Source organism: Bacillus sp. YBWC18, assembly GCF_002998775.1.
Lineage (GTDB): Bacteria > Bacillota > Bacilli > Bacillales > Bacillaceae > Bacillus.
This window is the reverse complement of sequence record NZ_PVRI01000001.1, coordinates 607,853-620,890: the sequence shown is the minus strand read 5'-3', so window position 1 is coordinate 620,890 and position 13,038 is coordinate 607,853. Positions and strand designations below refer to the sequence as shown.

Annotated in this window: 13 protein-coding genes; all 13 read right to left on the bottom strand. The window is 43.5% G+C overall.

Annotation, left to right across the window (positions count from 1 at the left end):
• Positions 1-30: 30 nt before the first annotated feature.
• The 13 genes from rpe to remA all read right to left on the bottom strand — a co-directional run bounded on the left by rpe (position 31) and on the right by remA (position 13,030).
• The gene (rpe, locus tag C6348_RS03270) at positions 31-681 is read right to left on the bottom strand and encodes a ribulose-phosphate 3-epimerase (protein ID WP_106041864.1); all 651 of its coding nucleotides are present in this window, start codon (positions 679-681) and stop codon (positions 31-33) included.
• A gap of 3 nt (positions 682-684) precedes the next feature.
• Positions 685-1,581 carry a ribosome small subunit-dependent GTPase A gene (gene rsgA, locus C6348_RS03265; RefSeq protein WP_106041862.1) on the bottom strand — a complete coding sequence of 299 codons (897 nt, stop codon included), beginning with the start codon at positions 1,579-1,581 and terminating at the stop codon, positions 685-687.
• A 12-nt stretch (positions 1,582-1,593) separates the two neighbouring features.
• The gene (gene pknB, locus C6348_RS03260) at positions 1,594-3,549 is read right to left on the bottom strand and encodes a Stk1 family PASTA domain-containing Ser/Thr kinase (RefSeq protein ID WP_106041860.1); all 1,956 of its coding nucleotides are present in this window, start codon (positions 3,547-3,549) and stop codon (positions 1,594-1,596) included.
• Positions 3,543-4,313: a Stp1/IreP family PP2C-type Ser/Thr phosphatase gene (locus C6348_RS03255; protein ID WP_106041858.1), complete on the bottom strand. Its 771-nt coding sequence runs from the start codon at positions 4,311-4,313 to the stop codon at positions 3,543-3,545. Before C6348_RS03255 ends, pknB begins: the two co-directional genes overlap by 7 nt.
• 3 nt (positions 4,314-4,316) lie before the next feature.
• Positions 4,317-5,399, bottom strand: coding sequence for a dual-specificity RNA methyltransferase RlmN (gene rlmN / locus C6348_RS03250; protein ID WP_034662441.1), 1,083 nt, complete (start codon positions 5,397-5,399; stop codon positions 4,317-4,319).
• A gap of 3 nt (positions 5,400-5,402) precedes the next feature.
• Positions 5,403-6,746: a 16S rRNA (cytosine(967)-C(5))-methyltransferase RsmB gene (gene rsmB, locus C6348_RS03245; protein WP_060596222.1), complete on the bottom strand. Its 1,344-nt coding sequence runs from the start codon at positions 6,744-6,746 to the stop codon at positions 5,403-5,405.
• Positions 6,733-7,686, bottom strand: coding sequence for a methionyl-tRNA formyltransferase (gene fmt, locus C6348_RS03240; protein ID WP_060596221.1), 954 nt, complete (start codon positions 7,684-7,686; stop codon positions 6,733-6,735). Before fmt ends, rsmB begins: the two co-directional genes overlap by 14 nt.
• A 5-nt stretch (positions 7,687-7,691) precedes the next feature.
• The gene (def, locus tag C6348_RS03235; protein ID WP_034662448.1) at positions 7,692-8,174 is read right to left on the bottom strand and encodes a peptide deformylase; all 483 of its coding nucleotides are present in this window, start codon (positions 8,172-8,174) and stop codon (positions 7,692-7,694) included.
• A gap of 15 nt (positions 8,175-8,189) precedes the next feature.
• Positions 8,190-10,598, bottom strand: a complete 2,409-nt coding sequence (gene priA, locus C6348_RS03230) for a primosomal protein N' (RefSeq protein ID WP_106041856.1) — start codon at positions 10,596-10,598, stop codon at positions 8,190-8,192.
• Positions 10,595-11,812 carry a bifunctional phosphopantothenoylcysteine decarboxylase/phosphopantothenate--cysteine ligase CoaBC gene (gene coaBC, locus C6348_RS03225; RefSeq protein ID WP_106041854.1) on the bottom strand — a complete coding sequence of 406 codons (1,218 nt, stop codon included), beginning with the start codon at positions 11,810-11,812 and terminating at the stop codon, positions 10,595-10,597. Before coaBC ends, priA begins: the two co-directional genes overlap by 4 nt.
• Before the next feature lie 117 nt (positions 11,813-11,929).
• Positions 11,930-12,133: a DNA-directed RNA polymerase subunit omega gene (gene rpoZ / locus C6348_RS03220; protein WP_003211647.1), complete on the bottom strand. Its 204-nt coding sequence runs from the start codon at positions 12,131-12,133 to the stop codon at positions 11,930-11,932.
• A gap of 3 nt (positions 12,134-12,136) precedes the next feature.
• Positions 12,137-12,751: a guanylate kinase gene (gene gmk, locus C6348_RS03215; RefSeq protein WP_003212381.1), complete on the bottom strand. Its 615-nt coding sequence runs from the start codon at positions 12,749-12,751 to the stop codon at positions 12,137-12,139.
• 9 nt (positions 12,752-12,760) lie between these two features.
• Positions 12,761-13,030 carry an extracellular matrix/biofilm regulator RemA gene (gene remA / locus C6348_RS03210; RefSeq protein ID WP_008344898.1) on the bottom strand — a complete coding sequence of 90 codons (270 nt, stop codon included), beginning with the start codon at positions 13,028-13,030 and terminating at the stop codon, positions 12,761-12,763.
• Positions 13,031-13,038 lie beyond the last annotated feature (8 nt).

Genomic DNA, 13,038 nt, shown 5'->3' with positions numbered 1-13,038 from the left:
CAAAGATCACAAAGACTTTGGTTCCTTTCTTTACGCTTCTCGAATTGCCTGGATCGCTGCTGCGCGGTTGTCTTTACCGTATACCGCTGAGCCCGCTACAAGTAAATTAGCGCCTGCTTCCCTGCAGCTCTTTGCAGTTTCTACATTGACACCACCGTCTATTTCTATCAGTAAATCGGTTAAGCCCTTTTGTTCACTCAGTGCTTTTACTTCTTTTACCTTCGTGAGGACAGATGGAATAAATGCCTGTCCCCCAAAACCAGGATTTACCGTCATGAATAACACAAGGTCCACATCCTCTAATACATGCTCAATGTGAGAAACAGTTGTGTGAGGATTCAAGACGACCCCTGCTTTTACACCTTGTTCTTTAATGTGCTGTATTGTTCGGTGTAAGTGCGGACAAGCTTCCACATGAACAGAAATAATATCAGCGCCTGCTTTTGCGAATGCAGGAATATACCGGTCTGGCTGCTCAATCATTAAGTGAACATCAAGCGGAAGACGCGTATGCGGTCTGATCGCTTCGACAACATTCGGCCCAAATGTAATATTCGGTACAAAATGACCGTCCATGACATCGATATGAATGTAATCCGCACCGCCTTGTTCCACATCACGGATATCTTTCTCCAAATTGGCAAAATCTGCTGATAAAATGGAAGGGGCAATATAAACCATGATTTAGTACCTCGGCTTTCTGTCTTTGATTTCAGTTAAAAACTCTAAATAATGCTGATAGCGATACTCTCTGATTTGATCATGCTCGACCGCATCTTTTATCGCACAGCCAGGCTCTTTCACGTGCAGGCAGCCTCTAAATTTACAATCTGCACTCCGCTCTCTGATGTCTAAAAAGTATAGAGCTAGATCTTCTGCTTCGATGCCAGTAAATTCGAGCGAGCTAAAGCCAGGAGTATCTGCAATGAGCCCATCTGTTGTTCGAATAAGTTCAACATGTCTTGTCGTATGCTTGCCTCGTCCGAGATGGGATGAGATATCATTTGTTTTCAGCGCCAATTCAGGACTCATCGCATTTAAAAGGGAGGACTTGCCTACACCAGACTGACCGGCAAATACCGTAATTTTATTGTGAAAATGCGGGGTCAGCTTCTCAATTCCGTCTCCCTCCATCGTAGAGGTTAAATGAACATCATAGCCAATTTGCCGATAGTCGTCTGCATATGCCTCGATAGTTTCACGCTCTTGATCTGTTTTCAATAAGTCCATTTTAGTGATGCAGATAATCGGCTCAATATGATTGGCTTCAACAAGCACTAAAAATCTGTCTAAAAGTGATGTACTAAAAGTTGGTTCTGCTGCTGAGAAAACAAGTACCGCTTGATCAACATTACTAATAGGCGGACGAACAAGTTCGTTTGTCCGTTCTTTTACTTCTAATAAGTAGCCTTCTTTATCGTTGTCTGCTTGATACACGACGTAATCGCCAACAAGAGGTGTAATTTTGTTTTTTCGAAAGATGCCTCTCGCTCTGCACTGAACCACTTTTCCACTCTCTTGCGATTCATCCAGCACATAGTAGAATCCGCTTAATGCTTTTATAATTTTGCCCTCAGGCATAAAGTCCCTCCTTTATTCATCATCAGGGTATTCGATCGTTTTAGAGCTTACGACTTTATCATCAACCGTCACTTGATAATATCCTTTTTGACCTGGTTCAATCTTAAACTTAATGGTCCGCTCAGTCGGCGCAGTGATTTTAAAGCTTTCATATGAATCAGAGATGCTATGCTCCGCATCATCAATGGAAATTTGGACATTCATCTCCTGCCCTTCCGTTTCTGGTTCATAAGGGATCGCAATCTTTTCAGTCACCGTTTTGGCTGGTTTTTCCTTCGGTCCAAGAGAGAATGTAATCTTAACCGTATCACCTGGTTTAACAGCAGTTCCTGCTCCTGGTTCCTGCTTCATGACCTCGCCTTTTGGCACATCGTCAGAATGCGCTTCTTTTTCATCAAGCTTTAATCCGTTATCCTCTAAATAATTCGATGCCGCCTGCTTACTATACGTCGTTAAATCACGTAATGTAATATCGGCAGGACCTATGCTGACAGTCAACGTGACTTCCTCATCTGCTGCTACAAGCTCTGTATTCGCTGATGGATTCTGTTCCATGACAATCCCAGATTCGGTGTCATTATCATTCACTTCCTCCACAACGACCTGTTTAAACCCTTTTTTCTCTAATATTTCTTTTGCTTTATCGACCTTTTCGCCTGTAACATCAGGTAATTCGGTCTTTTCCTTGCCAGTACTTTCGTAAAGCTGAATCTCTGTTCCTTCTTTGACCTTTGTGCCGATTTTCGGATCTGTTTTGACGACGAGACCTTTTTCAATTTTCTCATCAGCGATCTCTATTGACTCCGAAGCGACGGTAAACCCAGCTTTCTTCAAGGCATCTTCTGCTTTTTCAACCGTCATGCCAGATACATCTGTGACTTCCACATCTTTTGGAAAAAGCAGCCCTGGAAACACAGTGATGGCTAAAATTGTCGCAGCAGTCAATATAAATAAGATGGATGCCACAATCCATGGCCATTTTTTTCGTTTCTTTTTCGGCTTTTGTTTCTCTTTTTTCTTCGGTTTTTGAGCCGGGTGGACAGCTGTTTTTTCATTGTCTTGATCGATTAGATGATCTTGAATGATTGGGATCGCTTTCGTTGCTTCATGGTCTTCTTCAATGACAAAGCGTTTTTCTTTTAATCTGGCTGGATCGAAAGCGGTTTTTAAGTCTTTTTGCATTTCAGATGCATCTTCATATCGATAAAATGGATCTTTGGCCATCGCCTTTAAAATGATGTTTTCCACGCTTTGTGGAACAGAAGGATTCCATCTCCTCACAGATGGAGGCTCTGATTGCAAATGCTTCAGTGCGACACTGACAGCCGATTCCCCTTCAAATGGCATGCGTCCTGAGATGAGTTCATAAAGCACAACCCCAAGCGAATAGATGTCTGACTTTTTCGTTGCAAGACCTCCGCGTGCTTGTTCTGGAGATAAATAGTGCACGGAGCCTAGGACAGAATTTGTATGGGTAATGGTCGCTGAGCTGAGTGCCATGGCAATCCCAAAATCAGTGACTTTGATATTCCCCAAATTGTCTATTAATATATTGTGAGGCTTAATGTCACGGTGGACGAGCTGTTTCGCATGGGCTTCTTCCATCGCCGCAACGACTTGCTCCATGATGCGAACGGCTTCTTTCGGATGAAGGGGGCCATTGGCGTGTATGTATTCTTTCAGCGTCATCCCCTCGACATATTCCATGACAATATAATAAATGTCATCTTCTTCCCCTACATCGTAGATGCTGACAATATTCGAATGATCTAAGCTTGCAGCTGATTGCGCTTCCCGCCGGAATCGTCTAATAAAATCATCATCGCTCGCAAAGTCAAACCGCAAAATTTTAATCGCTACTTCGCGATCTAAAATCATATCCTCCGCCAAATAGACGTTTGCCATTCCGCCTCCGCCTATGACGCGAAGAATCTGATAACGGCCGCTGATCCTTTTTCCGATCAACACTTGCTGTCACCCTCCTCTGGCTGGGAGGAGATTTCTAACAGTACTGCTGTAATGTTATCTTCACCGCCGTTGTCATTCGCTGTTTGAATTAACTCTGTTACTTTTTCCTCTGGTGCGTTCGTTTGCGTTAAAATATGAATCAAATTCTCTTCTTCTACTTTATTCGATAGACCATCTGAGCAAAGCAGGATTTGATCTCCTGGGTCCACTTCAAAGGTGCGTGCATCAATTTGAACACGTTTATCTGTTCCTAATGCTTTCGTGAGCACATTTTTTCTTGGATGATATTCTGCATCCGCTTTTGAAATTTCACCTGTTTTCACAAGTTCATTCACAAGTGAATGATCATCCGTTAATTGGGTCAGCGCTCCTTCTCTTAGCAGGTAGCAGCGGCTGTCTCCAATATGCGCAATTGTGACCGTTTGCAAATGAACGAGCGCACACACAATGGTCGTCCCCATTCCTTGGCACTCCTCATTGTTTTTCGCATGTTCATATACTTGGTCATTAATGTCACTGATTTTTGACATTAACCAGCTTTCTTGATCGGCTGGCTTTTCTGGCATTGAAGATGTTTTTTCCCAGTATTCTTTCAAAGAAGAGACTGCCATCTTGCTGGCGACATCACCAGCAAGATGACCTCCCATGCCGTCTGCTACAACAGCGAGAAGTGAGTCTTCTTTTGCTTCAAAAATACCTGCATCATCTTCATTATGCTGACGGACTTTTCCTGTATCGGTTAGAAAGGCTGCCCTTATCAACATTCGTCACCTCGTCTCTTCCTGACGCTCCTTCGCTCTTAGCTGACCGCAAGCAGCATCAATGTCATGGCCTTGCTCTCGTCTAATCGTTACGTTTACGCCGCGTTCTTTCAGCGTTTTTTCAAATAGGAAGATTTGTTCTCTAGGTGTTCTCACATAATCTCTCTCTGGTACATAGTTCACCGGAATGAGGTTTACGTGGCACTTGATTCCTTTTAAAAGGTCTGCAAGTTCTTCCGCATGGTGAACTTGATCATTTACTCCGCCAAACAGGCCATATTCAAAGCTGACACGTCTACCCGTCTTTTGAATGTAGTATTCAATGGCTTCCATTAATTTTGGCAGCTTATATGCCTTATTGATCGGCATCAGGCGGCTTCTGATCTCTGTGTTCGGTGCGTGCAGAGATACAGCAAAGTTGATTTGCATTTGCTCATCAGCGAATTGATAGATCTTTGGAATGATTCCGCTTGTCGAAACTGTAATATGACGTGCACCAATATTTAAGCCGTTGTCATGGTTGATGATTTTAAGGAAGGCAAGCATTTCTTCAAAGTTATCAAACGGTTCGCCAATTCCCATGATGACAACAGAGCTGACTCTCTCATCTGTTTCGTCAAGTGCCTGCTGCACTTTTAATACTTGTGCAACGATTTCTCCCGCTTCAAGGTTTCGTTTTAAACCGCCAAGTGTAGATGCACAGAATGTACAGCCAATTCTACAGCCAACCTGAGTCGTGACACAGACAGAGTTTCCATATTCGTGACGCATAAGCACTGTTTCAATTGTATAGCCATCATGCAGTTCAAATAAAAACTTGATCGTTCCGTCCTGAGACGTTTGTTTGATCACGGTTTTTAAAGTTGTGATTGTAAATTGATCTTTTAATTTTTCTCTTAAATCTTTGGAGAGGTTAGACATTTCATCAAAGGATGTCACACGTTTCTCATAAAGCCACTCAAAAATTTGAGCTGCGCGGAAAGGCTTTTCGTCTTGTTCTTTTAACCATTCTTTCATTTCGTGAAGCTCAAATGAATAAATCGACGGCATATCTGTTTTCAGTTCTTTTCTTACTTTTTGTTCTGTCATTTTTTATCCCTTCTTTCTCATGCTGCAAATAAAGAAACCATCTGTTCCGAAATAATGAGGAAGAATTTGTACACTTCCGTTTTGAACAAACGGAGCAACCTGCTCAGGCAGCCGTTCATTAAGAGATAGATCGGGTTCGAAGTCTTGGTGTTCTTGTAAAAACGCATGAATCACTTGTTGATTTTCTGTTGGGTCCATTGTACATGTACTATATACAAGGGATCCGCCAGGCTTTAAAAGCGGAGCTGCTTCTTTTAAGATTGCCTGCTGAATAGCAGCAAGCCTTGCTGAGTCTTCTGGAGACTTTGTATATTTCATATCTGGTTTTCGTCTGATGACGCCAAAACCAGAACACGGCGCATCAATCAGAATACGGTCAAATGAAGCTTCGCTGTAATAGTCTTTCGCTTTCCTCGCATCAAGCGCTTTTGCCTCAATCTGAGTAAGGTTCAGGCGTTTTGCTGCTTGTTTGATGAGTTTCACTTTGTGTTCATGTAAATCAAGTGAAACAATTTGTCCTTCGTCGTTCATACGCTCTGCGATATGTGTTGATTTTCCGCCTGGAGCCGCACAGGCGTCAAGCACTGTTTCTCCCGGCTGAGGGTCTAGTGCTCTTGCGACAAGCATTGAGCTTTCATCTTGAATGGTCACATAGCCTTCTTGAAAAGAAGGGGTTGAAACGATGGACCCTTTCATCAGCTTGAGTGCATCTTCAGATAAGTCGCCGAGCTCCGTTTCGATTCCGGCATCCAGCAGTTCTTGCTGCAATGCCGCGCGGCCGGTTTTCATTCGATTGACACGGAGGGTTTGCTTTGGCGGTACTAAATGAATGCGGCACATGCTTTCTGCCGCTTCAAATCCGTACGACTGAACCCATTCCTGCACGAGCCATAATGGGTGGCTTGTCTCAATTGAAAGCCGCTTGACCGGATCTTTGATGTCATCAAAAGCCGGAACACCTTCTCTTTGCACGGAACGAAGAACGCCGTTCACAAGTGAAGAAATGCCCTTGTGCCCTCTCTTTTTCGTTAGCTCAACTGCTTCATGGATGGCTGCACGGTCTGGAATCTTTTCAAGGTAGACCATTTGATAAAGAGACATTCGCAAAAGCTGCATGACCCATGGAGCCACCTTTTGCGGTTTTTTCACAAATGGTGCCAGCATATAATCTAATGCCAGCTTATTTTGCAGTGTACCGTACACAAGCTCTGTTAAGAGCGGTTTGTCCTGATCTGCCAAGTCTTTGTCTTTCATGACTGACTGCAAAAGCAAATTACTGTAAGCTTGGTTTTGTTCGAGTTTGATTAAAGCGTCCAGCGCTACTTCTCTCACATTACTTTTCTTCATTCATTAACCCTAATTTCTGTCCAATTTCGATATTTGCGCCTCTTAAGAAGTCTTCGCCGCTCATTTTTTTCTTACCAGCTGGCTGCACACCTGTTAATAAAAGGCCTTGCTTATTCCCAGTTCCAATGACCGGACCTTCTTTTTGAAGCTCAATCACTTTCCCAGGTTCTTCTTGCACTTGAAGTGGAACTTTTTTCGCTTCCCATACTTTTAGATGAGCCCCGTTCCATTCAGTATAGGCAACTGGCCATGGATTTAAGCCGCGAACTTGGTTGTAAAGCTCTTCTCCGGTCTTTGTCCAGTCTAACCTTTCTTGCTCTCGCTTTATATTAGGTGCGTACGTTGCCGCTTCTTCATTTTGCGGAATTGGAGAAATAGATCCGCTCAGAACATTTGGCACAGTATCTTTCAGCAATGCGGCGCCTGCTACACTTAATTTGTCATGTAATGTACCGACATTGTCTAATTCGTCGATTTCTACTTCTACTTTACTGATCATGTCCCCTGCATCGAGTCGTTCCACCATGTACATGATGGTGACGCCTGTTTTCTTTTTACCTTGAAGGATCGCATAATGGATCGGCGCGCCGCCTCTTAGTTCTGGCAGCAGTGAGGCATGAACATTGATACAGCCAAACTGAGGTTCATCCAGTAATCGTTTTGGTAGAATTTGTCCAAATGCCGCCGTTACAATTAAATCGGGCTTTAATGAAAGCACTTTATCAATTTCTTCATCAAGACGCACCTTTTCAGGCTGCAGTACAGGAATGCCGTGCTTTAAGGCTTCTACTTTCACAGGAGGCGGTGTGAGTACTCGTTTTCTGCCTTTTGGGCGATCTGGCTGCGTGACGACCCCGACAACTTCGTATCCTTCTGTTATGAGTGTTTGCAGCACAGGTACTGAGAAATCAGGGGTTCCCATAAATACAATACGTGCCATTTTCTTCACCCTTCCATTTCCGCAAGTTCTTTTTCTGTATAGGTTTGAATGATTTTCGACGTGAATAATATGCCGTCTAAATGATCAATTTCGTGCAATAAGGCTCTTGCTAAAAATCCTTCTGCTTCTATTGTAAATGGTTTGCCTTTCTTATCAAAGGCTTTTACCTTCACATAGCTCGGTCTTTCTACTGTGCCATATAAAGATGGAAAGCTCAGGCAGCCTTCAATATCTGTTTGACTTCCTTTCACTTCAAGAACCTCGGGATTCACTAAATCAATTCTGCCAGGTTCTTCTCCGATATCGACAACAGCCATTCTTTGTGAAATGCCGATTTGTGGTGCTGCTAGTCCGACTCCATCTAGCTCAAGCATTGTATCATACATATCATCAAGCAGTTTTTTGAGCTTTTTATCGAACGTATCAACAGGCTCTGCCTTTTGTTCAAGTACTTCTGCCGGATGTATGACTATTGGTTTTACTGCCACTTAAAGCCCTCCGTTTTACATCATCATATATGGATTCATATCTATTGAAATCATCAATTGTTTTTGTTCCATTTCCTTTTGATAATGATCTTGTATTTTCCGTAGTAAACTTGCCAGTTCATTTTCCCTTTTGTATTTTATCACGCATTGATATCGATATCTATCTTTGATCTTAGCGATTGGTGATGCAGCCGGACCAAGGATTCTTGTATTCGGTGCACAGTTCATTTTTAGGAACTGGACAATTTGATCAGTGACATGCGCTGCCTTCGTCACTTCCTCGTGTGATACCGTCACCATTGCCAAATAGTAATACGGCGGATAGGACTGGTGGCGGCGATGCAGCATCTCCTGTTCATAAAAGGCTTCATAGTCATGCTGCTTCGTTAATTCAATACTATAGTGAGAAGGCGTATACGATTGAATGATCACAGAACCCGCTTTTTCATGACGTCCTGCCCTGCCGCTGACCTGCGTGAGAAGCTGAAATGTTTTTTCACTTGAACGAAAATCAGGAATATGAAGAGACGTATCCGCACTGAGAACACCAACAAGTGTGACATCTGGGAAATCTAGCCCTTTTGCTATCATCTGCGTCCCGAGCAAAATGTCCGCTTCTTTATTGCCAAAAGACGTGAGGAGCTTTTCGTGAGCACCTTTACGAGACGTTGTATCCACATCCATTCGGATCACTCTTGCCTCAGGCAGTACTTTTGTAAGCTCTTCTTCTACACGCTGCGTACCCGTCCCAAAATAGCGAATATGCTCACTATGGCATTCTGGACATTCAGCAGGCACCGGTGCTTCGTGCCCGCAATAATGGCATTTCAGCCGTTTTTGATAGCGGTGATAGGTGAGAGAAATTTCGCAATGAGGACATTGCTCCACATATCCGCAATCACGGCACATCACAAAGGATGAATAGCCCCTTTTATTCAGAAATAAGACGGCTTGTTCTTTTCTTTCAAGCACTTCCTTTAATCTGAGCATTAATTCTTCTGAAAACATGGACCTGTTGCCATTTCTCAATTCTTCTCTCATATCAATTAACGAAACGTGCGGCAGCTGCTGCTGGTTGACCCGGTTTTTGAGCGCCAGCAATGTAAACACGCCTTTTTTCGCACGCGCATAGGTTTCAAGTGAAGGGGTTGCACTGCCTAATACGACTGGGCATCGATGCCTTCTGGCTCGTTCAATGGCGACATCCTTGGCATGATAACGAGGCATTTCTTCTTGTTTATAAGAAGATTCATGCTCTTCATCTATGATAATCATGCCTAGATTTTCAAATGGAGCGAAAACAGCAGATCTCGCGCCCACGACAAGCTTGACTTCCTTGCGGTGGATTTTCCGCCATTCATCATATTTTTCCCCTGTCGATAAGCCGCTGTGAAGTACAGCCACATTTGAGCCGAACCGTTCTTTAAACCGCTGAACCATTTGAGGGGTTAACGAGATTTCAGGAACGAGGACGATCGCTTCTTTTCCTTTTTGAAGGGCATGATCAATCGTCTGCAAGTATATTTCCGTTTTACCGCTTCCTGTCACCCCGTGCAGCAGAAAGGTTTCATGCCGGTCATCACTGACTGCTTGATGAATATGTTTTGCCGCTTCTGCTTGTTCTGGCATGAGATCAAGTGAAGCAGATGGTGTAAACGCCCGGTCACGATAAGGATCACGGTAGACCTCTTCATAGCTTTCTGTTAGCAGCCCTTCTTGAATAAAGGTTTTAAGCGTTTGAGAACTCGCGCCTGTTTGCTGCTGCAAGTCTTTCGCTAAAAAGGTCGTCTCACTCGCTTGAAGCAAAAAGGAGAGCAGTGCCTTTTGTTTCACCGCATTTTTCTTAAGCTGCTGTTGTTTTTCTTCAAGCTTATCTTTCGATACAGCTAGATGGAGCATGCGCACCTTTTTCTTTCCAGATTTTTGCGAGACGTGATACCTTACCTCTAGATGACCTTTTTGGACATGCTTTTGAATCTGTTTTAGTTGTTCGGCCGGGATGTCAGCGTAAAGAATGCTATCTCGCTGACCGAAAAGCTCTTTCAATGACTGCGGAAGTTCTTCATCTGACAGCACCTGAATTTCTTTTTCATACTTCGCCTTCATGGCTGCAGGCAGCATCGATTGAAGTGCCGTAATGTGATAGGACAATGTTTTTTCCGTCAGCCAGTGGGAAAGCTCCAATAGCTCATCTGTCAGAACAGGTGATAAATCAAATAAATCGACAATGTCCTTGATGTTTCCTGTCTTTATGTCTGTTTCGTCTTTGACTTTTGTCACAAACCCTTGAATCTTCCTTGGGCCAAAGGGAACGACCACCCTCATTCCCGCTTTGACGAGATCTTTGAATCGATCTGGTACACGGTAATCGAATGGCCGGTCAATGGCTTTCGTTGTGACATCCACGATGACTTCAGCAATCATGCTCGATCACGCTCTTTTGGCAACAGCTGTTTTGCCTCCTTTAAGATTTCAAAAGCGAGGTCTTTTTTGCTCATCATCGGCAGCTCTTTTGTTGTACCATCTGCTTTGATGATTGCTGCTACATTTGTGTCTGTGCCAAAGCCTGCACCTTCTTTTGTGACGTTGTTGGCCACAATCATATCTAAATGCTTGGATTCGATTTTCTTTTTCGCGTAATATTCTACATCCTGCGTTTCAGCTGCAAAACCGACAAGCACTTGATGCTCTTTTCTTTTCCCCAGCTCTTTTAAAATATCTTTTGTCCGGGTGAATTCAATCTCTAAGGCGCCGTCCTGTTTTTTCATTTTATGAGGATATGATGTCACAGGGGTATAGTCGGCGACAGCTGCTGATTTAATGACAAGGTCCGCTTCCTCGTACACATCTAATACGGCTTGATACATGTCCTCTGCCGATTCAACGTGCACCACATGTACATGGTCAGGTGCCGTTAAAGAAACAGGTCCTGAAATGAGCGTGACATCAGCCCCCATTTGCTGCGCAGCCTCTGCAATCGCATAGCCCATTTTTCCTGACGATCGATTTGTAAAGAAACGCACAGGATCGATGACTTCTCGTGTAGGACCTGCTGTCACCACGACTTTTTCACCTGAAAGCGGTAAGCTTTTTGGCTCTTCAAAAAATGCACGGATGTGCTCAACAATTTTTTCAGGCTCCTCTAACCGCCCTTTTCCAATGTAGCCGCAGGCTAAATAACCTTCACTCGGCTCAATAAACCGGTAGCCGTCCTCATATAATGTGCGAATGTTCCGCTTTACAGCCGGGTGATCATACATATGCACATTCATTGCTGGTGCGATCCATACAGGAGCGGTTGAAGCAAGTAAGGTCGTCGTGAGCATATCACCTGCAAGCCCTGCCGCCATTTTACCAATCGTATGTGCTGTTGCAGGGGCAACAAGAATGAGATCGGCCCAGTCAGCTACGTCAATATGCGCAATGACTTTTGGATTGTTTTCTTTAAATGTATCCACATACACCTCATGTCGAGACAGAGCTTGGAAGGTAAGCGGAGACACAAATTCACGGGCAGATTCCGTCATAATCACTCTTACATTTGCGCCCGCCTGTACGAGTTTACTAGTAAGAGCAGCTGCTTTATATACGGCGATTCCTCCGCTGACGCCGAGCAAAATATTTTTTGACTGTAACATTTGTTTGTCCCCCTTAACGGCCTTTTTCACAAATTCGTCTACAATTCAAAAAAGTCAAAACCAATCATAGTTTTGACTTTTTTGAACGTATCGTATCTGCATAGCAGAAGCGATGTGTTATTCTTGATCCTCTTTTTCAAATGTCAAAAGACCGGCATCGATTTCTTCCAGTGCTTTGCCTACGAATTTGTAAGACTTTGTATTTTCAATTTGCTGATCTTGGTGGATCTGCATTTCACGTGCACGGCGTGCAGACACTGTCACAAGTGTATATTTTGAATCAAGTTTGTTCATCAATGAGTCAATTGAAGGATCTAACATAGTTTATTCTACCCCCAGCATTTTTTTATATCTTGGTGCGACTCTGTCTCTGCGCAGGTGTTCTGCAAGGACGATCGCTTTGATTCTTTCACAAGCAAGCTCGACATCATCGTTTTCCACGACATAGTCGTAAGCATCCATCATTTCAATCTCTTCTTTTGCAGCAGCCATTCGATTGCGAATGAGTTCCTCAGACTCTGTACCACGTGTAATGATGCGGTTTTGAAGTTCTGAAAGACTAGGCGGTGCAAGGAAAATAAAAAGACCTTCTGGGAATGCTTCTCTTACTTGAAGTGCACCTTGCACTTCGATTTCAAGGAAAACATCTTTTCCTTCGCTTAATGTCTGTTCTACATAGTCAACAGGCGTGCCGTAGTAATTCCCGACATACTCTGCCCATTCTAACAGCTTTTTGTTTTCAATCATATGTTCAAATTCTTCCCTGGATTTAAAGAAATAATCGACACCATTTCTTTCACCTTCACGCGGTTTACGTGTCGTCACAGAAATAGAGTATTCAAATTTCGTATCTTCCTGGGAGAAAATGGCTTGTCTGACCGTTCCTTTTCCAACTCCCGAAGGTCCAGAGAGAACGATTAAAAGTCCTCTTTCTTTCATAATGGCGTATTACCCCTGCCCTTCATCTATGATTTCTTCTTTTACAGAAAGTCTTTGCGCGACAGTCTCAGGCTGAACGGCAGATAAGATGACATGGTCACTGTCCATAATGACAACAGCACGGGTTCTTCTTCCGTATGTAGCATCTATGAGCATGCCTCGATCTCTTGCGTCTTGTATCATTCGTTTAATCGGTGCTGATTCTGGACTGACGATCGAAATCATCCGATTCGCTGAAATGATGTTTCCAAATCCGATATTGATCAACTTTATGGTCATCTTCTAAC

Coding starts and splice junctions, on each gene's coding strand:
- rpe (WP_106041864.1), bottom strand. CDS start 681: ATGGTTTATATTGCCCCTTCCATTTTATCAGCAGATTTTGCCAATTTG.
- rsgA (WP_106041862.1), bottom strand. CDS start 1,581: ATGCCTGAGGGCAAAATTATAAAAGCATTAAGCGGATTCTACTATGTG.
- C6348_RS03255 (WP_106041858.1), bottom strand. CDS start 4,313: ATGTTGATAAGGGCAGCCTTTCTAACCGATACAGGAAAAGTCCGTCAG.
- rlmN (WP_034662441.1), bottom strand. CDS start 5,399: ATGACAGAACAAAAAGTAAGAAAAGAACTGAAAACAGATATGCCGTCG.
- rsmB (WP_060596222.1), bottom strand. CDS start 6,746: ATGAAGAAAAGTAATGTGAGAGAAGTAGCGCTGGACGCTTTAATCAAA.
- fmt (WP_060596221.1), bottom strand. CDS start 7,686: ATGGCACGTATTGTATTTATGGGAACCCCTGATTTCTCAGTACCTGTG.
- priA (WP_106041856.1), bottom strand. CDS start 10,598: ATGATTGCTGAAGTCATCGTGGATGTCACAACGAAAGCCATTGACCGG.
- coaBC (WP_106041854.1), bottom strand. CDS start 11,812: ATGTTACAGTCAAAAAATATTTTGCTCGGCGTCAGCGGAGGAATCGCC.
- rpoZ (WP_003211647.1), bottom strand. CDS start 12,133: ATGTTAGATCCTTCAATTGACTCATTGATGAACAAACTTGATTCAAAA.
- gmk (WP_003212381.1), bottom strand. CDS start 12,751: ATGAAAGAAAGAGGACTTTTAATCGTTCTCTCTGGACCTTCGGGAGTT.
- remA (WP_008344898.1), bottom strand. CDS start 13,030: ATGACCATAAAGTTGATCAATATCGGATTTGGAAACATCATTTCAGCG.